Source organism: Rahnella contaminans (genome assembly GCF_011065485.1).
Taxonomy (GTDB): domain Bacteria; phylum Pseudomonadota; class Gammaproteobacteria; order Enterobacterales; family Enterobacteriaceae; genus Rahnella; species Rahnella contaminans.
In genome coordinates this window covers 1094520-1117486 of the sequence record NZ_JAADJS010000002.1, presented here as the reverse complement: position 1 = coordinate 1117486, position 22967 = coordinate 1094520, and the positions used below count along the sequence as shown (strand labels likewise).

Here is a 22967-nt window from a genome sequence, read left to right as displayed (position 1 = left end):
AGTAGTTATACCGTGGGATATAAAAAACTTAGGCGGTCGAATGACCGCCTAACTATCTAAACTTAAAGCATGTACGCTTACTGTTGGCTAGCGTTGATAAAATCAATAGCTGCCTGAACAGTAGTGATTTTTTCAGCTTCTTCGTCAGGGATCTCGGTATCAAACTCTTCTTCCAGAGCCATAACCAGCTCAACGGTGTCGAGAGAATCAGCGCCAAGGTCGTCTACGAAAGATGCAGCATTCACTACTTCTTCCTGTTTAACACCCAGCTGTTCAACGATGATTTTCTTAACGCGTTCTTCGATAGTGCTCATACTCTTAAATTTCCTATCAAAACTCGCTTTCGCGATGGTTTTCGTAGTGTATAAAATGTTGAAAAAGATGCAACTAAATCCAGGCTGGTCAAACCACGAATTTGCTCTATTTTGCGGTTTTTACCGCAAAAAACGCAAATAATTTCGTAATTTTTAAATCATGTACATGCCGCCATTGACATGTAATGTTTCACCCGTGATGTAGCTGGCCTCGTCAGAGGCTAAAAAAGCAACGGCGCTGGCAATTTCTTTGGCATCGCCCAACCGGTTGGCTGGAACTGATGACAAAATGCCTGCGCGTTGATCATCTGTCAACGCCCTTGTCATATCCGTCTCAATAAAGCCGGGAGCGACGACGTTGACAGTAATGCCACGTGAAGCGACTTCACGTGCCAAAGACTTACTAAAACCAATTAAGCCAGCTTTAGCCGCCGCGTAGTTCGCCTGCCCTGCGTTACCCATGGTGCCAACAACGGAACCAATTGTAATAATCCGTCCACACCGTTTCTTCATCATAGCCCGCATGACAGCTTTTGACAGCCGAAACACTGAAGTCAGATTCGTGTCCAGAATATCCTGCCACTCATCATCCTTCATTCGCATGAGAAGGTTATCACGGGTAATGCCGGCATTATTAACTAAAATATCAATTTCGCCAAATTCAGCTCGAATCGTCGCCAATACTTGCTCAATAGATGCAGAATCAACCACATTGAGCATAATACCTTTGCCGTTTTCGCCTAAATATTCGCCGATTGCTTCAGCGCCTTTTTCGCTGGTCGCGGTGCCGATCACTTTTGCGCCGCCAGCAACCAGCTTTTCAGCGATTGCGCGACCAATGCCACGGCTCGCACCCGTTACCAGTGCAATTTTGCCTTCGAAGCTCATACTCATCCTCTTAATTACTGCTCAAGCGCCGCTGTCAGGCTTGCCGTGTCGTTTACCGCGGCGGCCGTCAGGGTGTCTACAATACGTTTAGTCAGACCGGTCAGAACTTTACCCGGCCCCACTTCTAATAACTGTTCAACGCCTTGTGCTGCCATAAATTCGACAGATTCAGTCCAGCGAACCGGGCTGTATAACTGACGAACCAGCGCACTGCTGATCGCTTCCGGAGACGTTTCAACTTTCACGTCTACGTTGTTCACAACGGAATATTGTGGCGCATTGAAAGTAACATTTTCCAGCGCAACGGCGAGTTTATCAGCAGCAGGCTTCATTAATGCGCAGTGTGAAGGCACGCTGACAGGCAGCGGCAGAGCACGTTTTGCGCCTGCGGCTTTACAAGCAGCACCGGCACGCTCAACGGCTTCTTTGTTACCGGCAATAACGACCTGACCCGGTGAGTTAAAGTTTACCGGCGAAACAACCTGGCCTTGCGCAGATTCTTCACACGCTTTAGCGATTGCATCGTTGTCCAGACCGATAATGGCGTACATTGCGCCGGTACCCGCAGGCACGGCTTCCTGCATCAGTTTGCCACGCAGCTCAACCAGGGAAATAGCCTGTTTGAAATCCAGCACACCCGCGCAAACAAGCGCTGAGTATTCGCCCAGGCTGTGGCCGGCCATCAGAACAGGCTGAGTGCCGTTCTGCTGCTGCCAGACACGCCAGATAGCGACGGATGCTGCCAGCAAGGCAGGCTGTGTCTGCCAGGTTTTATTCAATTCTTCAGCTGGCCCCTGCTGCACCAACTGCCATAAATCATACCCCAGCACCGAAGAAGCTTCGGCAAATGTTTCTTCAACAATCGGGTGTGCTGACGCTAAATCAGCCAGCATACCGAGCGTCTGAGAACCCTGACCAGGGAAAACAACTGCAATTTTTGTCATTTTTATCTTCCTGTTAAATCAGAAACGTACCAGCGCCGAGCCCCAGGTAAAGCCACCGCCAAATGCTTCGAGCAGCACTAACTGCCCGCGCTGAATTCTGCCGTCACGTACAGCTTCGTCAAATGCTGCTGGCACAGAAGCCGCAGAAGTATTGCCATGACGATCGAGCGTAACCACAACTTTGTCCATTCCCATACCCAGCTTTTTCGCGGTCGCACTGATAATACGCAGATTCGCCTGATGCGGAACCAGCCAGTCAAGTGCAGTACGGTCAAGATTATTTGCCGTCAGGGTTTCATCCACAATGTGCGCCAGTTCAGTCACAGCCACTTTGAAGACTTCATTACCGGCCATGGTGACATAAGCAGGTTTTTCCGGCTCAGACTGACTTGGGTAAGCCAGCGTCAGCAGGTTGCCGTAATGACCATCTGCATGCATGTGCGTGGAAATAATGCCCTGCTCTTCGGATGCCCCCAGCAGTACGGCGCCAGCACCATCGCCAAAGAGGATCACCGTACCGCGATCTTCAGGATCGAGTTTACGGGACAACACGTCAGAGCCGATCACCAGCGCATATTTCACGGCACCGTTTTTAATGTATTGATCGGCAACGCTTAGTGCGTAGGTGAAACCTGCACAAGCGGCGGCCAAATCGAAAGCTGCAGAATCCTTGATGCCCAGCATATTCTGCACCTGGCAGGCTGAACTCGGGAATGCATGTGAAGATGAGGTTGTTGCAACAATGATCAGACCCACGTCGCTTGCGCTAACGCCGGCCATTTCAAGTGCTTTCTCTGCTGCGTGCAGGCCCATTGTGGCCACAGTCTCATCCGGTGCAGCGATACGACGTTCACGAATACCTGTGCGGGTGACAATCCACTCGTCGGAGGTATCCACCATTTTTTCTAAGTCGGCATTAGTCCGAACTTGCACGGGCAAATAGCTCCCCGTACCGAGAATTTTTGTATACATGTACGATCAGTCACTCTTGGGTAATACAGCTTCAAGGCGCGCGGCAATCCGCTGAGGGACCTGCCGCTGCACCGCCTGCACAGCCTGTTCGATAGCAACAGCAAACGCACGCTGGTTTGCTCCGCCGTGGCTTTTAATAACGATGCCCCGTAATCCTAACAAACATGCGCCATTATACTGGTCGGGGTTGAGGTGGCTAAAACGCTTTAGCAACTTCTTCTGAACTATCCGTCCCAACCATTTCAACCACCAGGCCTTCTTGCCACCCTCACCGGAGGATTTTAACAGTGACAAAAACATCCTTATTACACCTTCCATGGTCTTGAGCGTAACATTCCCGACGAAGCCGTCACACACCATCACATCTGTCTTACCGGTCAGAAGGTCATTGCCTTCAAGATAGCCGATATAGTTGATTAGTGCGGTATTTTTTAAAATGGCAGCGGCTTCACGGATGTTATCCAGCCCTTTACTTTCCTCTTCACCGATATTCAGCAAGGCAACACGGGGGTTATTAATACCTACCACCTGTTCGGCCATCACTGCACCCATAACGGCAAACTGGACCAGCATTGTGCTGTCGCACTCAACGTTGGCCCCCAGATCAAGTACCACGGTTTTACTGCGCTGCTGATTGGGCAATACGCTCATCAGCGCCGGGCGCTCAATGCCATCCAGAGGCTTTACAACCAGTTTGGCTAATCCCATCAGCGCTCCGGTATTCCCGGCACTGACGCACGCCTGCGCGTCACCACTCTTGATCAGTTCCAACGCCACACGCATTGAGCTTCCTTTACTGGCACGTATAGCTTGCGATGCGCGCATATCGCTGGCTATCACTGATTCAGCAGGAATTATCCGAATTCTTTCTGTTAAAGAAGTATCGGCTTTGGCTAAGAAAGGTGTGATTGCGTCGGGATCACCGACCAGAAGAAGGTCTAATTCAGAATTAGAAATCAGTGCCTGCAATGAAGCAGGCACTGTGACGGAAGGACCGAAATCCCCGCCCATTACATCTAACGCGAGGGTTAGACGAGTCAAGGTATCGCCTTGCCAGCACTTATCACGTGAATAAGTTGCAGGCAAATATCAGCCGATTACCTTGCGACCGCGGTAGAAACCGTCGGCAGTGATGTGGTGACGCAGGTGAGTTTCACCAGAAGTCTTGTCCACAGACAGAGTGGAAGTGGTCAGAGCGTCATGTGAACGACGCATGCCACGTTTAGAACGGGTTGGTTTATTCTGTTGTACGGCCATGGACCTTACTCCTTAAGTACTTTTCTTTAAACTCGCTAATACGGCAAATGGATTTGGTTTCTCCGCCTCTGCAGGCAGTTTACCAAACACCATGTCCGCGTCGGACACTTCACAGTGTTCAGATTCATGTACCGGAACGACAGGCAGAGAAAGAATAATTTCGTCTTCAATCATTGCCAGCAAATCAACTTCGCCAAAATCATCGACTTCGATCGGCTCGTACGCTTCCGGTAATGCCTCAGCCTGCTCATCATTTTGGACAGGACTAAAACAATATGTTGTGTGAACCTGATGTTCAAACGTCTTACCGCATCTCTGGCATTCCAGAGTTACAGCAACATCAGAGTGGCCGGTAATCACCGCCAGACGCTGATTGTCGATATTAAACGACAATGAGGTTTGTATATCAGAATCCACACTGACCACTGATTGGGCAACGCGCGTAACCTGATCTGCAGTATAGACACCTGTATAGTCTAAACGCTTCTGGGCAGTGCGGACCGCATCAAGGGTCAGGGGTAATTTTACTTTTTGCATAGGGCGCGCATATTAACTTTGTAACGACAGAGAGTCAAAGAAAAAGGCCTCAAAACCGCACCTTTCACCAATATTCGCTTCCACAGCGGCCGACAGTTTAAAATGTGCGATTCAATAACGCTACGCTTTGTGAAAAAAAATTATGATTATGTCTTCACCAGAATTACTTTTAGCCTCGACCTCGGTCTACCGCAGAGCGTTGCTGGAGAAAACCGGCCTGACGTTTACCTGTGCGTCACCCAATATTGATGAAACTCCAGCTCCCGGTGAGAACCCGGCTGAACTGGTGAAACGCCTGGCACAATCGAAAGCCACTGCGCTGGCCACTGCCCATCCGCATCATCTGATTATTGGCTCCGATCAGGTTTGCGTGATTAATGGAAATATCACGGGTAAACCGTACACATTTGATAATGCCTTCAAACAGTTGCAGGCAGCCAGTGGCAAAACCGTCACCTTTTATACGGGCCTGAGTGTTTATGACAGCGATACAAAATCAGCGCAGACGTTATGTGAAACGTTTGACGTCACCTTCCGTTCTTTAACCGATGAAGAAATTACCGGATATTTGCATCGTGAAAAGCCCTACGACAGTGCGGGCAGCTTTAAATGCGAAGGATTGGGGATCACGCTCTTTGACAGTCTGACGGGGCGCGACCCAAATACGTTAATCGGATTGCCATTGATCGCCCTGCTCTCCTTACTGCGAAGACACGGCATCAATCCGTTACTTGAAAACCGTTAACTGAGAGGCATAAAAAAAGGCGCAACCCGTGCGCCTCTTTACAGGCTGATTTTTTTAACGGGCGGTCGTTTTGCCGCGTAAAATTTTCAGGCAATTACGCAGTTTGGCATCCATAGGCGCTTCAATACGCAGTGTTTCACCGGTATTCGGATGTTCAAATCGCAAAGCCGCAGCGTGCAGGAATAAACGATTCAATCCCGTGCCTGCCAGTTTTGCGTCAAAATCACGCTCGCCATAGCGGTCATCAAAAGCGATCGGATGACCTGCATGCAGGGCGTGAACACGAATCTGGTGCGTTCTGCCGGTTACCGGGCTGGCTTTTACCAGTGTCGCGAATTCATAACGCTCTTCAATTTTGAATCGCGTTTCAGAGGGTTTACCTTCTGCATTAACACGCACAACACGCTCGCCGCTTTGCAAAATGTTTTTCAGCAAGGGGGCCTGCACGACTTTACAATGTGACGGCCATTCACCGCGCACCAGCGCCAGATAATCCTTCTGCATGCTTTTCACGCGCAGTTGTTCGTGCAGGGAACGCAATGCTGAACGTTTCTTCGCAACAAGCAATACGCCTGAGGTATCACGGTCCAGACGATGGACTAATTCCAGAAAACGCGCTTCAGGGCGAAGTGCGCGTAATCCTTCGATAACACCAAAGCTCAGGCCGCTGCCACCGTGAACAGCGGTACCAGACGGCTTATTCAGAATTAATAAGTAATCATCTTCATACAATATGCAGTCGGTTAGTGCGGCAACTTTATCCAGTTTGGCAGAAACTGGCGCTTCATCCCTTTCGGCTACGCGAACAGGTGGCACACGCACTTCGTCGCCAGCTAATAATTTATATTCTGGCTTAATTCTTTTCTTATTAACCCGGACTTCGCCCTTACGCACGATGCGATAGATCATGCTTTTCGGCACGCCTTTCAGGATTTTGAGTAAGAAGTTGTCGATGCGCTGACCGGCTTCATCTTCGGAAATGGGGATTAATTGTACAGTTGGGTTCTCAGTTTTCATGGCTCGCGATTCTAAATATCCGGCACGGTTCGCGCCACTGATTTTTATGTGCTTAAATCTTACTTTACCAGTAACCACCGAGGAAAACCTGCCTGCTTCACCCGTTTTTTAAGAATACAAATGTTAAGACAATGCGGCACATATCTCATTGAGGTAAATATCTTACCCGCATGGGAAAAGTCACCTTGCTATCAGAGTGCCTGCAATGGAATAATGAAGTCACTTTCGGCGTTGTTTCTCTTAAGTTAGGGAAAACGCAGGAATTATAGATTTGCCTGATCGCACAAAAACGCAGCAATGGCGTAAGACGTAATGTGAAATCAAGCAATTAGCGGGCTGCGGGTTGCAGCTTGGCCGGCGAACGGAATGAGATCTGTTAACGTAAATTCAGAAGCTATTCCCCTAATAAAAGTGCTGCTTTCATAACGCTGGTGTCTTTAATACAGCAAAAGCAGACTTACCGAAATAATGCGCCCCTATGCAAGCGACAGCCGTGAGGTTGACGATTTGCGAGAAGACTCGGGGCCAACGGTTTATCCGGTCATGAGGTCATTTTGCCCGCAGCTCTGTCAATAATGGAATAATAATGAGTAAGTTAAGATGAAAAGAATGTTGATCAACGCGACTCAGCAAGAAGAGTTGCGCGTTGCCTTGGTAGATGGACAGCGACTGTATGATTTGGATATTGAAAGTCCGGGCCATGAGCAGAAAAAAGCGAACATTTACAAAGGTAAAATCACCCGCATTGAACCAAGTCTGGAAGCGGCATTCGTAGATTACGGTGCGGAAAGGCATGGTTTCCTCCCTCTGAAAGAAATTTCCCGCGAATATTTCCCAAGTAACTATTCCTCTCATGGCCGCCCGAACATCAAAGATGTTTTGCGCGAAGGCCAGGAAGTGATCGTTCAGGTTGATAAAGAAGAGCGTGGAAATAAAGGCGCAGCGCTGACGACGTTTATCAGCCTGGCCGGTAGTTACCTGGTACTGATGCCAAACAATCCACGTGCTGGGGGAATTTCCCGCCGTATTGAAGGCGACGACCGTACAGAATTGAAAGAAGCCCTGTCTTCACTGCAATTACCTGATGGCATGGGTCTGATTGTTCGTACCGCAGGCGTTGGCAAATCTGCTGAAGCTCTGCAGTGGGACCTGACTTTCCGCCTCAAGCACTGGGATGCCATCAAGAAAGCCGCTGAAGGCCGCCCTGCTCCTTTCCTGATCCATCAGGAAAGTAATGTTATCGTCCGCGCATTCCGTGATTACCTGCGCCCGGACATCGGTGAAATCCTCATCGATAACCCTAAAATTCTCGATCTGGCAAAAGAGCACATTGCTGCACTTGGCCGTCCTGATTTCAGCAGCAAAATCAAACCTTACGTTGGTGAGATCCCGCTGTTCAGCCATTATCAGATTGAATCCCAGATTGAATCTGCTTTCCAGCGTGAAGTGCGCCTGCCTTCCGGCGGTTCGATTGTTATCGACAGCACAGAAGCCTTGACGGCTATCGACATCAACTCCGCACGTGCAACCCGCGGCGGCGATATCGAAGAAACCGCATTCAATACCAACCTTGAAGCCGCCGATGAAATTGCCCGTCAGTTACGTCTGCGTGACCTCGGTGGTTTGATTGTTATCGACTTCATCGATATGACGCCAGTTCGCCACCAGCGCGAAGTGGAAAACCGTCTGCGTGATGCCGTTCGTCAGGATCGCGCACGAATTCAAATTGGTCGCATTTCCCGCTTTGGTTTGCTGGAAATGTCCCGTCAGCGCCTCAGCCCGTCACTGGGTGAATCAACACACCACATCTGCCCACGTTGCGCAGGTACAGGTACCGTTCGTGATAACGAGTCCCTGTCGCTGTCGATTCTGCGTCTGATTGAAGAAGAAGCGCTGAAAGAAAATACCAAAGAAGTTCATGCGATCGTTCCGGTTCCTATCGCTTCTTACCTGCTGAACGAGAAACGTGAATCGGTGAATGCCATCGAAAAACGTCAGGGCGGTGTTCGTGCTGTGATCGTTCCAAACGATCAGATGCAAACCCCGCACTACCATGTTCTGCGCGTACGCAAAGGCGAAGAAATCTCTGCACTGAGCTATCTGTTGCCACAAATTCACGAAGCAGAAATGCTGCAACCTTCTGAAGAGTTGCCGACTGAGCGTCGTCGCCCTGAGCAACCGGCACTGGCTGCGTTTGCCCTGCAAAGTGAAGCGCCTCCGTCCAGCTTTGAGCAGGAAACAGCGGTTGAAGAACCGGTTAAAACCCGTACCACAACGGTTAATGCGCCAGCCGCACCAGCAGCTGAGAAATCCGGCTTTGTCAGCCGTCTGCTGAGCGGGCTGAAAAGCTTGTTCGCACCGCAGCCACAGCAGGAAGTTAAACCTGTTGAAGCGCCGAAAGAAGCTGAAGCCACTGAAACAGAAAATCGTCGTAACAACGAACGCCGTAACCAGCGTCGTCAGGGCGGACGTCGTGATCGCAACGGTGAACGTGGCGAACGCAATGACCGCGGCAACCGTGGTGAGGGTCGTGAGAATAATCGTGATAATCGTGGCGAAAGCCGTGACAACCGCGAAAATAATCGCGAGCAGCGTGATGATCAACGCCGCAACCGTCGTAACCAGGAGCCTGTAGTTAGCGAAAGCCGCAACGAAGACGTTGAAACTGCACCGCGTGAAGAGCAGCAGCAACAACCTCGTCGTGAGCGTTCGCGTCGCCGTTCTGAAGATAAGCGCAAAACACAGACTGAAGAAAAAATTCAGGATGCTGTTGTTGTAGAGCAAATCGCCGCGCCGGTCAGTGATGAAACGGAACAAGAAGATCGTCAGCCAGCTCAGCGCCGTCAGCGTCGCCAGTTAACGCAGAAAGTTCGCTTCGAATCAGAAGAAGTTGATCACGAAGCAGAAGCTGCTGCACAGTTACTGATTACCGGTACACGCCCTGCGGCTCCGGTATTTACTGAACAGGCACCTTCTGAAGCGGAAACAGTTAATACAACTGAAGGCGAAGAAAACCTGAATGACAACAACCGTGAAAACGGTATGCCACGTCGCTCACGTCGTTCTCCGCGCCACCTGCGTGTAAGCGGTCAGCGTCGTCGCCGTTACCGTGATGAGCGTTACCCGACTCAGTCGCCAATGCCTCTGACCGGTGCGTTTGTTTCTCCGGAAATGGCGTCAGGTAAGGTCTGGATCACTTACCCGGTTGCGCAGTCATCTGAACAACAGTTTGCAGAAACTGAAGCGCCAGAAGTGCTGACACAACAGGTTGAAACCGCTCAGGCCAATACGCCGGTTCTGAATGAAACAACTGAAGTTGAAGCCGCGCCGGTTGAGCAAACTCTTGCGGTTGAAGCAGTTCCGGTTACTGAAGCAGTACAGCCGGAAGCACCAGCGGAAGAAAGTGTTGTGCCTGAAATTGCACAACCTGTTGCCGAAGAACCTGTTCTGGTTGAACCTGAAACTGCAGAGCCAGTTGAAGAGACACCACGCGTAGAAGTTGCACCACAAGCTCACGAACCGGTTGTTGTTGAACCAGTGCCCGTTGTTGCTGAACCTGAAGTTCATGCTCCGGTAGCCGCAGAACCTGAAGTTAACGCCGAGCCTGTTGCTCCGGTACAGCACGCCGCAGAAACAACGCCAGAGGTGAAAGCCCCTGCTCATGTTGAAACTGTTGTCTCTCAAGCTGTCGTTGCTGAACCACGCTTTAAACATCATGCCACTGCACCGATGACCAAAGCGCCAGCCCCTCAGTACGTTCAGGAACCTGCCCGTCACAGCGACTGGGTTCGTCCTGAATTCGGCTTCGAAGGTAAAGGTTCTGCAGGCGGCCATGCAGCAGTAAGCACTGCAACGGCACCAGCAACCAAACCTGAAATGCCTTCTGAGTGATGCGTTGAAAATGCTCTAAAAAAACCCGCCCCGGCGGGTTTTTTATTATTAAACAATAATGACTGACTGATTGAGACGTTTTCAGGCCAGGGTTTTCAGACGGCGAATAGTCAGTTCTTCCAGTTTACCTTCGAGACTTTTGGCGAAATGCTGAAAATGCTCTGTTTTGTTGTGCTGCTTCAGTGCATCTTCAGAAGCCCAGCGCTCGTAAAACACGAACGTCCCTTCCTTATCAAGATCTCCGTGCAGTTCATACTGCAGGCACCCAACCTCCTGACGGCTGGGTTCAATAACGTCAAGCAAAGCCTCTGTTACCTGTTTTTTAAACTCTGGTTTAGCAACAATTGTGGCAACAACTCTGATTTCCATACTGGTTCTCCTGTTGTTTTTTGTCTTGCTTCCCCAGTGTCTGGAAGCACTTTGACTAAAATCTGCGTTCACTATGAACCTTTCGATACATTGATTTCAATACGAACTTTATTTAACAGATGCAACACAACGGTTTTACGCTTATTCTTGTTCCCCGCCGTTAATGCTCCCATTACCGCACCTGATTCCCAACATCTTGTCTCTCAATGCCGGAGTTTTGCCTGATGACCGCCACACCGCAAGTTTTGAAAATCCGCCGCCCAGATGACTGGCATATTCACCTTCGTGACGATGAAATGCTCAGCACCGTGCTGCCTTTCACCAGTGAAGTCTTTGGCCGCGCGATTGTCATGCCCAACCTGACGCCTCCGGTGACGACCGTCGCAGCGGCAATTGCCTACCGCGAACGGATTATGGTTGCACTGCCGAAAGAACATAACTTCACCCCATTGCTGACCTGCTACCTGACGGATTCTCTGGATCCTGATGAGATCTCTCAGGGTTTCGAGCAAGGTGTATTCACTGCCGCAAAACTCTATCCTGCCAATGCAACAACCAACTCTCAGCACGGTGTCTCCGATGTTAAGGCAATCTATCCGGTGCTGGAGCGCATGCAAAAAATTGGCATGCCTTTGCTTATCCACGGTGAAGTTACTCACAGCGATGTGGACATTTTTGACCGTGAAGCGCGCTTTATTGATGAAGTGATGGATCCGGTACGCCGCCAGTTTCCTGAACTGAAAATCGTGTTCGAACACATCACGACCAAAGAAGCGGCGCAATACGTTCTGTCCGGCAATCAGTACCTCGGCGCGACCATTACACCTCAGCACCTGATGTTTAACCGTAACCACATGCTGGTCGGTGGCGTACGTCCTCACCTGTTCTGCCTGCCAATCCTGAAACGTAATGTTCATCAGCAAGCCCTGCGTGACGTTATTGCCAGCGGCGCTGATCGTTTCTTCCTGGGCACTGATTCTGCGCCACATACCAAAGGCCGCAAAGAATCGAGCTGCGGCTGCGCAGGCTGCTTCAACGCACCACTGGCACTTTCCGCTTACGCGACCGTTTTCGAAGAAATGGATGCACTTCAACATTTTGAAGCTTTCTGTTCCCTGAATGGCCCGCGCTTCTACGGCTTGCCGCTCAATGAAGACTTCATTGAACTGACGCGTACGCCAGTCACTCAGCCAGAAGAAATTGCGCTGGGCGATGAATGCGTTGTGCCATTCCTTGCAGGGCAGACGCTCAACTGGAAAGTGACTTCGTACTAAAATACGATTCTCTTCAACTCTGTATTGCACCGCTCATGATTTGACTGTATAAATATACAGTCAAATCTATTCAGGAGGTCCTATGCGTGTTGAAGTCACAATCGATAAAACCAAGCCTCTGCCTGCGGGTGCCTTAGACGCCTTATCGGGTGAATTGAGTAAAAGAATTAACAAACAGTTTTCTGATCGCGAAAATAAAATTCAGGTTCGCTACGCCGGCGCAAATAGCTTGTCCGTGCTGGGTGGAGCCAAAACAGATCGTGATCTTATCGAAGAAATTCTCCAGGAAACCTGGGAAAGTGCAGATGACTGGTTTTCAAATCAGAATGATGAGTAACTGCATGAATTTTCTCAGAACGTGCTCAGATTCAATACCTTATTAATAATAATCAGGTTTATTAAAACCCGCCGTAAGGCTATTTGCGTATTTCACCGGGCGTCGCAGTCCGGTTTTTTCATTCTTTTTGCTCGTATAAAAATTACCCAAATTAAAAAGTAATTTTGGTTAAACTCCAGATTATTCTGACTCCCGGATAATCAATACAAATTATTTACAATTAAAATCCCTTAAACCTCTCCATAAATTGCATTAACTGTTTATACTGAAATAGCTCACCTGATAATGAGCCGCATTGATCCTCAGATAGTCACTCACGTCAGTCACTACAATATAAGGGGTCTATATGGACAGAAATGATGAAGTTATTCAGACACACCCGCTTGTTGGTTGGGATATCAGTACCGTCGACTCTTATGACGCCATGATGATACGTCTTCATTACCTGTCTTCAAAAGACCAGACACCCGAGGATGCTCAGGTAGACAGAACTTTATGGTTAACTACCGACGTTGCCAGGCAGCTGATCAACATTCTCGAAGCGGGTATCGAAAAGATAGAATCTAACGAGTACGAATACAGTGATCACCGAAAACACTAAGCTATACCTGCCAGTCTGAGGCACCCGCGATTTCATCCTGGTGCCTTTTTCTTTGCCTTCGCTCCCTTGCCTTCCCAGCCGTAAACTCACTATCATGCCCGTAGTGCATATGTTAAAAAATTTCGACAGTGGAGCATTTGGTTATGGATTATGATCTCATCATCGTTGGCAGCGGTTCAGTCGGGTCAGCTGCGGGCTATTACGCCACGCGTGCCGGGCTGAAAGTACTGATGATAGACAGCGCAATACCTCCTCATCAGGCAGGCAGCCATCACGGCGAAACGCGGCTTATCCGACACGCGTATGGTGAAGGTGCCCGGTACGTTCCAATGCTGCTGAGAGCACAAATGCTCTGGAATGAGTTGGCAGAGCTAAGCGGTGATAAAGTATTTCACCGCAGCGGCGTGTTGAATATAGGTCCTGAAGATTCCGAATTCATCGGCAATGTGAAAGCTAGTGCAGAAACCTACAACCTGAACACACAGTCTCTCAGCGCGGCTGAAATCCGCGAAAAATGGCCACTGTTTACTTTGCCAGACGGCTATTGCGGCGTTTTCGAACCTGACTCTGGTTATCTGCAAAGCGAAATAGCCATCAGCGCCTACATCCGCCTTGCGCGCGAAGCGGGTTGCGCGCAGCTGTTCAACTGCCCGGTCGACGATATCCGTTGGGTTGATGGCGGCGTTGAGGTCTCCACAATCGATGGCGTTTATCATGGCAAAAAACTGGCAGTGACCGCCGGAACCTGGGTGACAAAAATCCTTCCGGAGTTGCCAGTGAAACCTTTACGCAAAGTTTTTGCCTGGTTTCATGCCGATGGGCGCTACAGCGAGGAGAATCACTTCCCGGCCTTCACGCTCGAAACCCAGCAAGGTGATCAGTATTACGGCTTCCCTTCCGTAAAAGATTCCTTAAAGCTCGGAAAACATAATGGTGGTCAGTGGATCACAGAGCCGCAAGAGCGCAAACCTTTCGGCGGATTTAGCCAGGACGGTACAGAATCCTTCAACTTTTTCCGCCACTTTTTGCCGGGTGTTGGGGTGAGTTTACGCGGCGCGTCATGCACTTACGACATGACCGCAGATGAAGATTTCATTATCGATACATTGCCGGGCAGAGAAAATACACTGGTCATTTCAGGTTTAAGCGGCCACGGATTTAAATTTGCCAGCGTATTAGGTGAAATAGTGACTCATTTCGCTAACAATCATCCTATTCCTTTCGAGCTTGAGCCTTTCTCCCTTTCCCGATTCAATTAATGTAAAGATGTTTCAACCGTCGTTTATATTCTTTCGACGGTTGTCATTTTATTTCCTCGAAGAGTCATTTTTAAGTTTCACTTTGAACGAGATCAATAGACCGGTATTTCCGAATTGACAGCATTATAGAAAAAAACCTATGCTAGATGCAGAAATCACAGGAGTGGTTTCCACGCGTAAATGATACGCCTGAACAAGGACGTCGAATGAAACTCTCTATTATTGAACCCTGTGGATTCACCCGGTTAGGAATTTTCTCTTATCTTGTTGAGAATAATAATCTCGACATTATTGATACTGTGAATATTTCTCAGGCACTCAATTCACTGACAGAATTTCAGCCTGACGTTATTCTCGTGAATATGACGCAGCATTGTCATAACGCTGAATTATCATTGGAATTGAAGGCTTTCTTTGAGTTCCGCCATACCGCCAGAATATACTGTTATATCGATGCGAATTATCCGGACAGTGATGCGCCGATTGCCATCACCCGCGAAGTTTTCGTTCTCAATAAACAGTCATTAACGCAGTTATTACAAGAGATTGCCGCAGACCCGGAATCCTTTATGCCTGAAAATAACTTCGGCATTCCAAGAACCCTGTTCAGCGATCAGGAAATTCTTGTGATGGGATACTGGATGTCTGAAATGCCGAACTACCGGATTGCCAGAAAATTAAATATCAGCAGCCGTACCGTGTATGTTCATAAGCGCCATCTGGCTCAGAAAATTAAAGTCCGGAACCGGCTTGAATTCTGTTTTATTTACAATCTGATCAAGTATTTATTCTGGCCGATAGATGACATTTCCGCGACACCCATTAGCCGTCAGATTAAAGACGATCTTTTAATGATTTACAAAGCACATAGCTAAATCATTCACATAATGCCCTGAACAATCAGGGCATTTTTATATTATCGCCTTCCTGTTTTTCCATTAAGTTTCACTCACTCAGACATCCGCGGATTACGCGGTTGCACTCTGACGACAGAGGCATACAATAAGTTTAAAATTAGCAGCCTTATCTTGAGTAGCCTCATAAAATGAAACACTCCGCTTCTGAAGATGTCACCCCAACAGAAATTACAGAAACGTTGCTTTCCGTAATCCGTCTGATGCGCAAACAAGTGGACGCGGCAATGTCCGCGCAGGGCCTTTCCCTGGCTCGCGGAAAACTATTGTCGGCCATCGCGCATGAAGGTACCTGCCGCCCCGCAGAACTGGCTCAGGTGCTTCAACAATCTCCCCGAACCATTACCGATGCGATTGATGCCATGGACCGGGACGGTTTGCTGGTGCGCAAACGTCATCCGACAGATCGCCGTTCACAATTGCTGGAATTAACGGAAGCAGGAAAACAGGCGTTAGAGCAGACTAAAAAACCGAAGAAGGATGCCATCGACCGGTTATTTCACGGGCTGGATTTGCCCGCCCGTCAGCAACTCATGGCCTCTTTGAAAAGCATTGAAACGCACGCAGTGCGCATTGAAGAGTTAAACAAACTTTAGCGTTTTTGTGCGGCGCCATCGCCCAACAGTACGGCAATCTTATGCCCGGCAGCCGTCGGTTCCAGCGCTATTTTCAGTACAATAGTCAGCGGCACGGAGAGCAGCATTCCGACCGGGCCCATCAGCCATCCCCAGAAAATCAGTGACATAAAGACCACCAGCGTCGAAAGCCCCAACCCGCGCCCCAGAATTTTGGGGTCGATAATGCTGCCAAAAACAAGGTTGATCAGCACATATCCGCCTGCCACGATAATCCCTTCACTGAAGCCGTTGAACAAGAACGCCTGAATAACCGGCGGGATTGCCGCCAGAAAAGAACCGATATTGGGAATGTAATTCAGCGCAAACGCCAGCATTCCCCACAAAAACGCAAACCGGATCCCCGTCGCTGCCAGCAGCGCCCAGACCGCCAGCCCGGTGACCACGCTGATTAACGTTTTGATCACCAGATAACGCGTCACGCTGTCGAGCGCACGCTGAACATTTGCCATCCCCTTTCCCGGTTCATCCGACATCTGTTCAATTTTGTACGGCAGCTGCGGCACTTCGAGCAGCATAAAAGCCACCGTCATTAGTAACAGAAACAAACCCGCCATCGCGTTAGATAAATAGCTGATGAGTTTGCTGACCAGGTTCAACGTCGCTGCCGGGTCGATATAACTGGCCAGCTGTTCAGGCGATAACGTCAGGTCGCTTTGCCCGGACAGCTCTTCGAGATAACTCAGCTTCTCAACAATCAGCCCGCGATACTGTGGCAACGTGCGGGCAAATTCATTAAGCGTCACCAGCAGTTTAGTGGTCATGAAAACCATCAGGCAAATCACCAGCGTCGCCACCAGCAAAACGGCAAGTGCGCGCGGCACCCGACATTTCCCCAGCAGCACAATCAGCGGATTCAAAATAAAAGCCAAAAACAGCGCCAGAATGAACGGTACGATGATGTCCGCCGCAGATTTAATTCCCGCGAAAATCACCACCAGCATCGCCATCATTACGACGATTTTGAGTCCCTGAGTCGTCACGATCGTTTTACGCAAATCTTCCTCCTGATGCGGCCCGTTTTCTTAACGGGATTTCACCCATTCCCGCAGACGCTGAACATGCACATACAGCGACGGGATAAACAGGATCCCCACGGTCGTGGACAACAACATTCCGCTAAACACCGTGACACCAATGATGTGCCTGCTCATGGCGCCAGCACCCGACGCCAGTACCAGCGGCAAGACGCCCAGAATGAACGAAATTGCGGTCATCATGACAGCGCGGAATCGTTGCTTCGCACCGTCCTGCGCCGCTTCGCGGATAGTGGCGCCCCCTTCCCTTCTGGCTTTCGAAAACTCGACAATTAGTATGGCATTTTTCGCCGCCAGCCCGATGAGCAACACCATACCAATCTGAGCATATACGTCGTTGCTGAGGCCTGCCAGATGCAGGCCTCCGACTGCGCCAAACACCGCGAAGATCACCGAAATCATCACCACCAGCGGTATGCTCCAGCTTTCATACTGGGCGACCAGGAACAGATAGGCGAAAAGCAGCGCCGCGGCATAAATCACAATAGCCTGACCGCCCGCCTGAATCTCCTGCAACGACATCCCGGTCCACTGGTAACCATAACCGGCGGGCAGTTTCTCGTTCAGGATATGTTCCATTTGCGTCATCGCTTCCCCGGAACTCACGCCTGGCGCAGCAGAACCGCTGATCGCCAGTGACGGGAACTGGTTATATTGCGTAATAAACGGTGCGCCGAGAGACGGCGTCAGGCTGACCATTTTCCCCAGACTGACGAGAGAACCGTTATCGCTGCGCACGGTCAGCGTCGAGATTTGATCCGCACGCTGGCGATCTTCCATCTCATTTTGCATCTGCACGTTGAACAAACGGTTGTTGATAATGAAATCGCTGACGTTAATCCCGCCGAGCGATGTCTGCAACGTACCGAAGATCCTGCTGACCGGAACCTGCAATTGCGCAGCACGATCGCGATCCACGCTGAGTGCAATTTCAGGAACGGACGCACTGAATGTTGTGAAGACGCGGCTCAGTTGCGGATCCTGATTTGCCGCCTGAATCAGCGCCTGTCCGGTCGCCGCCAGTTCCTGCGGTGATTGTCCGCGTAACGCCTGTAAGCGCAAATCCAGCCCGGAAGCCGTACCCAGCCCGGAAATGGCTGGCGGGTTTATCGCCATAATCATCGCAGAAGGAATGCCTGCCATCGCAGGTTGCAACCGTCCGATGACCTGACCCACACTGCTTCGCTCACCCCAGGGTTTCAGCAAAACAATACCAAAGGCAGAATTCGGTGAGCTCCCGCCGCTCAGCAGGCTGAATCCGCTGATCGCGATGACATCTTCAACCGCGTCATCTTTGCCAAGAATTGCCTTCATCTGCCCGAGAACCGTATCGGTACGGTTAAGGGACGCGCCGTCCGGTAGCTGCACATTCACGAAGAAATACCCCTGATCCTCATCAGGCAGGAAAGATTTCGGCAAACTGCTGTAACCCCATGCGCACAAACCGGCGATCACAGTCACGCTCACAATACTGGTCAGCACATTTCTGCTGATCCCACGCGCGGCTTTGACATAGGTATCGCGCACACTGTCCAGCCCGTTATTGAAGAGCTGGAAGAAGCGCGCAGGTTTCTCCGGACGGGGCTTGAGTAATGTTGCGCACAGCGCCGGAGTCAGCGTTAGTGCGTTAATACTGGAAAGCACTACCGCCGCAGAAAGCGTCACCGCAAACTGACGATACAGCGCACCGGTAATACCCGGCAGCACGGCAATAGGAACGAATACCGCCAGCAGAACCACGGTAGTGGCAATAACCGGTCCGGCAATTTGTTTCAGTGCCAGACGGGTTGCAGCTACCCGCCCGAGCGACGGGTCTTCGACCATCAGCCTTTCGACATTTTCGACCACGACAATCGCATCATCGACCACGACCGTCAGCGCCAGAATAATAGCGAACAGACTCAGTGTATTGGCCGAATAGCCAAAGATGTAAAGCACGGCAAATGTGCCAAGCAAAGAGACAGGAATGGTCAGCGCAACAATGAACGTCGCGCGCAAACTTTGCAGGAACAGGAAAACAATGGTCAGAACGACGATGAACGTCAGCACCAAGGATACGACGATTTCATCCAGCGTCGCGCTGACAAACCGTGTGGAGTCGAATTTGATTTCATAAGTCAGATCGTCCGGGAAGTAACCCGCCTGACGTTCCATTTCCGCGCGCACCGCATTGGCCACATTCAGCGCATTGGCACCCGGTGCCGGATAAACTGACAGAAAGGCGGACGGCGTCTGATTCAGCGTGGCGTTTACCTGATAATCCTGCGCACCCAGCTCAATGCGGGCGACGTCATGCAAACGCACCGTCCCGCCGTTGGCATTTTTACGCACAATAATATTGCCGAACTCTTCCGGCGTACTCAAACGTCCGGCCCCGCTGATGGTGAGCGTTTGTTGCTGCATGGACGGACTTGGCGAAGCGCCAATCTGACCGGCCGCCGCCTGCACGTTCTGGCTCTGGATTGCCGAACTGATTTCCATGCTGCTGACATCCAGCGCTTCCATTTTGCGGGGATCGAGCCAGATTCGCATGCTGTAATCGCGGGAACCAAACACGCGGACATCGCCGACGCCGTCGATACGCGCTAAAGCATCACGCAGCTGAATGCTGGCGAAGTTGCTGATAAACAACATGTCGTGAGTATGTTTCGGGGATAACAGGCTGATCCCGAGTAAAATATTGGATGCCTGCTTACGCACGGAAACGCCAGTATTCAGCACTTCCGGCGGGAGCTGAGAGCTGACCTGAGAGATACGGTTTTGCACTTCAACCGCCGCAGTATCAGGATCCGTTCCGCTGGCAAAGGTAATCGTCAGCGAGTAACTGCCGTTATTGCCGCTGTTAGAGGACATATAGAGCATGTTGCTGACGCCGTTGACCTGCGCTTCAATGGGCGCAGCAACAGATTCCGCCACGTCACGCGCACTGGCGCCGGGGTAAACCGCGCTGACAGAAACAACGGGCGGCGTGATGTCCGGATATTGTTCCACCGGGATCACCTTGAGCGCCACGGCACCAATCAGTGCCGTGACCAGCGCGATGACCACCGCAAAGCGCGGTCTTTTAATGAATTGCTCGAGCATAGTTATTCCTTAACCTTTTTTTGCCGGCGTCGCCGGAGCACCCGAGGCGTCCCGCGTCTTCACTTTCATCCCTGGCTGGATCCACTGCAGCCCTTCGGTGACCACTTTTTCTCCTCCCTGCAAACCTTCCAGAACGAAATATCCCTTTCCGGTCTGCGCCCCCAGGCGGACTGGCCGTTTCTCAACCTGCTGCTCAGCATTTACCAGCAAAACAAAGTGGCCGGTGGCATCCTGCTGTAAAGCCGCGGCTGGCAGAACCGGAAGTTTCTGTCCGGAGCGCGGTGCTGCCAGCACGTTAACTGAGCCACCCGGTAATAAACGGTGATCCGGATTCTCAACGGTCAGCCTGACGGGCAACGTGCCGGTTTGCGTATCAATGCGGTTTCCCAGGGATTCAAACTTCGGTGTTTTCAGGTACGGCGAACCATCTGATAAACGCAGCGAAAGCGTCATGTTATCCGCCGCGAAAGCGTCCTCAAGCGAACCGCTGCTCTGGCTGGCACTGAGTACGTCGCGCTCGTTAACGGAAATCACCACACGAACCGGATCGAGCTGAACAATTTCAGTCAGCGCGCCACTCGCCGGATTCACCAGACTGCCGGTGTGATAATGGCTCACGCCAATCCGCCCGGAAATAGGTGCGGTAATGCGGGTAAAGCCCAGCTGTAATTCCTGAGTTTTCAGGGCGGCCTGAGCCTGCGCGACGGCGGCCCGGGCGGTATCGCGTGCGGCAAGTGCGGTATCGACATCGGACTGGCTGACCGTCCGCGCATCGCCCAGACGCTGAATGCGGTTCAGATGCGTCTGCGCATGTCGGGCCGTGGCGTTCGCACTGTCGAGCTGCGCTTTCGCCTGCGCGACTGCGGAGTGATGCAGCGCGGGGTCGATTTCGTAAAGGACATCCCCCTCTTTAACCAGCTGACCTTCCTGGAAAGTTCTCCTGGAAATAAAACCTTCCGTGCGGCTGACAACATTCACCGCCTGAACAGCCTCAAGGCGGCCGAGATAAGTGCGGCTGACGCCATCAGTTTGCGTTGCGATAGTCGATGTTGTAACCGTCGGAACAGATTGCGCTGTTGCGACAACCGGAAGGGATAAAAACAGGGCCAGCAGTGGGGATAAAACTGCATGACGGCATACTGCAGGAAACATAGTGTCACTCTCCGTGTCAGGTCGGATGCCGGTTATGTTGGGTCAGGAAAGTGCACGCACCGGCTCATATCCATTTTAGTAGATAAAAAAATTCCTAATCAGAATTTTCGGAGATTATAGAGGTGATAACTTTCCATAAACTGATCCCGATCAGTTTGCATAATATCCCGTGATTTCTTTACGTTATATTTAAGGAGTATTTAGAATTAATATTCCGAAGAGTGCTATCCGCTAAATCAGATAACGTTTTTCATTTTAGTTATTATCCAAAAATAACAATCACGGATGAAATCAATTTTTTTACTCAAATTTTTAGTAATAAAATAAACTTTACCGTCGATGACAAAACCTGACAAACCCGCATCCAGACTGAACCCCAGCCCATCCCAGCCTTCCTGACGAATCAAAAACGAATAAGCTGAACAAGATAACCTTAATCAGTTCAAAAATAGTGAACAAGTTAAATTAATCATCTATTTTGAAAATAATAGTTTGCCAGAATGTTTCCAAATGTTTACTTTCCAAAAATAACTCTCACAATGAGCGGCCAAATTATGTTTTGGAAAAATACGACTGTGCGCTTCGGGCATATTTCAATTCTGATCCACTGGATTGTTGCGCTGGCCGTTTATGGCCTTTTCGCCCTGGGATTATGGATGGTCGGACTGGGCTATTACGACACCTGGTATCACCGGGCGCCGGAAATTCATAAAAGCATTGGCGTGCTGGTTTTCGCGGCCATGGTATTCCGGCTGGCCTGGCGCTTTATTTCGCCGCCACCAAAACCGCTGGACAGCTACAGCGCCAAAACCCGGCTCGGGGCGTGGCTCGCGCATGTTCTGCTCTTTGCCGGTCTGTTCGGGATCCTGCTCAGCGGCTATCTCATTTCGACCGCCGAAGGCCAGCCGGTCAGCGTTTTCGGTTGGTTTGATATCCCGGCCACGCTGTTCGGGCTGGAGCAACAGGCGGACATCGCCGGCACCGTACATCTGTGGATGGCGTGGGGAATTGTGATTATCTCTGCATTCCACGCGCTGGCCGCACTCAAACATCATTTCATCGACCGCGACAGCACGCTGACACGCATGCTGGGGCGCTGAACTGTTTCACCTTGCGATTCACTTAATGGATAAATGGAGAATAACCATGCTGAAAAAAACCACTCTGGGCCTGACACTGGCATCCCTGTTGTTAGCCGCAGGCACCGCAAGTGCGGCGAATTACAAAATCGACAAAGAAGGACAGCACGCGTTTATTGAGTTTCGCATCAAGCATCTGGGCTACAGCTGGCTTTACGGCAGTTTTAACGATTTTGACGGAGGCTTTACCTTTGACGAGAAAGACCCGGCAGCGGATAAAGTAAACGTGAGCATCAACACCACCAGCGTGTTCACGAACCATGCCGAGCGTGATAAACACCTGCGCAGCGCGGAATTCCTCAATGTGAGCAAGCATCCGCAGGCCACGTTTAAATCCACGTCGGTGAAAAAAGAGGGGGATAACCTGGCCGTTACCGGTGATTTCACCCTGAATGGCGTGACGAAACCGTTAACCCTTCAGGCGAAATTGCTGGGTCAGGGTAAGGATCCGTGGGGCGGTTATCGCGCCGGGTTTGAAGCCGCAGGCACGATTGCGCTGAAAGATTACGGGATCACCACCGATCTCGGCCCTGCTTCGCAGGATGTTGAGCTGATCATTTCCGTGGAAGGCGTGCAGGAGAAGTAATCCGTATCGCCAAAA

22 protein-coding genes are annotated in these 22967 nt (G+C 50.5%); 10 read left to right on the top strand and 12 right to left on the bottom strand.

The genetic code is table 11. The annotated features are described in order from the left end of the window. Positions 1–77 precede the first annotated feature (77 nt). The 7 genes from acpP to yceD all read right to left on the bottom strand — a co-directional run bounded on the left by acpP (position 78) and on the right by yceD (position 4912). Complete coding sequence (acpP, locus tag GW579_RS14400; protein WP_015690190.1) at positions 78–314, bottom strand: acyl carrier protein; 237 nt, start codon at positions 312–314, stop codon at positions 78–80. A 153-nt stretch (positions 315–467) separates the two neighbouring features. Further along, on the bottom strand, positions 468–1202 hold the full coding sequence (gene fabG / locus GW579_RS14395) for a 3-oxoacyl-ACP reductase FabG (protein WP_013576245.1): 735 nt from the start codon (positions 1200–1202) through the stop codon (positions 468–470). Positions 1203–1216: 14 nt separating this feature from the next. Further along, entirely contained in the window at positions 1217–2146 is a 930-nt protein-coding gene (gene fabD / locus GW579_RS14390; protein WP_165059620.1) for an ACP S-malonyltransferase, read from the bottom strand. 18 nt (positions 2147–2164) lie between these two features. Continuing rightward, positions 2165–3118, bottom strand: a complete 954-nt coding sequence (locus GW579_RS14385; RefSeq protein WP_152325599.1) for a beta-ketoacyl-ACP synthase III — start codon at positions 3116–3118, stop codon at positions 2165–2167. Positions 3119–3124: 6 nt separating this feature from the next. Beyond that, on the bottom strand, positions 3125–4159 hold the full coding sequence (plsX, locus tag GW579_RS14380; RefSeq protein WP_165059618.1) for a phosphate acyltransferase PlsX: 1035 nt from the start codon (positions 4157–4159) through the stop codon (positions 3125–3127). 48 nt (positions 4160–4207) lie between these two features. Then, positions 4208–4375 carry a 50S ribosomal protein L32 gene (gene rpmF / locus GW579_RS14375; protein WP_013576249.1) on the bottom strand — a complete coding sequence of 56 codons (168 nt, stop codon included), beginning with the start codon at positions 4373–4375 and terminating at the stop codon, positions 4208–4210. A 12-nt stretch (positions 4376–4387) separates the two neighbouring features. Then, a complete protein-coding gene (gene yceD, locus GW579_RS14370; protein ID WP_152325597.1) occupies positions 4388–4912 on the bottom strand; it encodes a 23S rRNA accumulation protein YceD in 525 nt (174 codons plus the stop codon). Between the two features lie 148 nt (positions 4913–5060). On the opposite strand from yceD, the gene GW579_RS14365 reads away from it, so the two are divergent. After that, positions 5061–5657, top strand: coding sequence for a Maf family protein (locus tag GW579_RS14365; protein WP_165059616.1), 597 nt, complete (start codon positions 5061–5063; stop codon positions 5655–5657). Between the two features lie 54 nt (positions 5658–5711). Here the strand turns inward: GW579_RS14365 and rluC are convergent, their stop codons facing one another. Next, positions 5712–6674: a 23S rRNA pseudouridine(955/2504/2580) synthase RluC gene (gene rluC, locus GW579_RS14360; protein WP_152325595.1), complete on the bottom strand. Its 963-nt coding sequence runs from the start codon at positions 6672–6674 to the stop codon at positions 5712–5714. A 600-nt stretch (positions 6675–7274) separates the two neighbouring features. On the opposite strand from rluC, the gene rne reads away from it, so the two are divergent. Beyond that, a complete protein-coding gene (rne, locus tag GW579_RS14355; RefSeq protein WP_165059614.1) occupies positions 7275–10565 on the top strand; it encodes a ribonuclease E in 3291 nt (1096 codons plus the stop codon). Positions 10566–10646: 81 nt separating this feature from the next. On the opposite strand, the gene GW579_RS14350 is transcribed toward rne, so the two are convergent. Further along, positions 10647–10934: a putative quinol monooxygenase gene (locus GW579_RS14350; protein WP_152325593.1), complete on the bottom strand. Its 288-nt coding sequence runs from the start codon at positions 10932–10934 to the stop codon at positions 10647–10649. A 224-nt stretch (positions 10935–11158) separates the two neighbouring features. Between GW579_RS14350 and pyrC the strand changes: the two genes are divergently transcribed. The 6 genes from pyrC (at position 11159) to GW579_RS14320 (ending at position 15915) form a co-directional block, all read left to right on the top strand. Continuing rightward, a complete protein-coding gene (pyrC, locus tag GW579_RS14345) occupies positions 11159–12208 on the top strand; it encodes a dihydroorotase (RefSeq protein ID WP_165059612.1) in 1050 nt (349 codons plus the stop codon). An 82-nt stretch (positions 12209–12290) separates the two neighbouring features. Further along, on the top strand, positions 12291–12545 hold the full coding sequence (dinI, locus tag GW579_RS14340) for a DNA damage-inducible protein I (RefSeq protein WP_013576257.1): 255 nt from the start codon (positions 12291–12293) through the stop codon (positions 12543–12545). A gap of 346 nt (positions 12546–12891) precedes the next feature. Beyond that, positions 12892–13146, top strand: coding sequence for a biofilm formation regulator BssS (gene bssS / locus GW579_RS14335; RefSeq protein ID WP_013576258.1), 255 nt, complete (start codon positions 12892–12894; stop codon positions 13144–13146). A 143-nt stretch (positions 13147–13289) separates the two neighbouring features. After that, positions 13290–14405 (top strand): N-methyl-L-tryptophan oxidase, encoded by a 1116-nt coding sequence (solA, locus tag GW579_RS14330; protein ID WP_165059610.1) that lies wholly within the window; start codon positions 13290–13292, stop codon positions 14403–14405. Positions 14406–14551: 146 nt separating this feature from the next. Beyond that, positions 14552–15280, top strand: coding sequence for a LuxR C-terminal-related transcriptional regulator (locus GW579_RS14325; RefSeq protein ID WP_235937373.1), 729 nt, complete (start codon positions 14552–14554; stop codon positions 15278–15280). A 170-nt stretch (positions 15281–15450) separates the two neighbouring features. Continuing rightward, positions 15451–15915, top strand: coding sequence for a MarR family winged helix-turn-helix transcriptional regulator (locus GW579_RS14320; protein WP_152325590.1), 465 nt, complete (start codon positions 15451–15453; stop codon positions 15913–15915). Here the strand turns inward: GW579_RS14320 and GW579_RS14315 are convergent. The 3 genes from GW579_RS14315 to GW579_RS14305 are packed head-to-tail and all read right to left on the bottom strand — an operon-like array spanning position 15912 to position 21227. After that, positions 15912–16952 (bottom strand): AI-2E family transporter, encoded by a 1041-nt coding sequence (locus tag GW579_RS14315; RefSeq protein ID WP_165059608.1) that lies wholly within the window; start codon positions 16950–16952, stop codon positions 15912–15914. The two genes, GW579_RS14320 and GW579_RS14315, sit on opposite strands and share 4 nt — an antisense overlap. 27 nt (positions 16953–16979) lie before the next feature. After that, positions 16980–20075: an efflux RND transporter permease subunit gene (locus GW579_RS14310; protein WP_165059606.1), complete on the bottom strand. Its 3096-nt coding sequence runs from the start codon at positions 20073–20075 to the stop codon at positions 16980–16982. 9 nt (positions 20076–20084) lie between these two features. Then, a complete protein-coding gene (locus GW579_RS14305; RefSeq protein ID WP_165059605.1) occupies positions 20085–21227 on the bottom strand; it encodes an efflux RND transporter periplasmic adaptor subunit in 1143 nt (380 codons plus the stop codon). A gap of 554 nt (positions 21228–21781) precedes the next feature. On the opposite strand from GW579_RS14305, the gene GW579_RS14300 reads away from it, so the two are divergent. Continuing rightward, a complete protein-coding gene (locus tag GW579_RS14300) occupies positions 21782–22327 on the top strand; it encodes a cytochrome b (protein WP_101077222.1) in 546 nt (181 codons plus the stop codon). A gap of 46 nt (positions 22328–22373) precedes the next feature. After that, the gene (locus GW579_RS14295; protein ID WP_152325586.1) at positions 22374–22952 is read left to right on the top strand and encodes a YceI family protein; all 579 of its coding nucleotides are present in this window, start codon (positions 22374–22376) and stop codon (positions 22950–22952) included. The last annotated feature ends 15 nt before the right edge of the window (positions 22953–22967 follow it).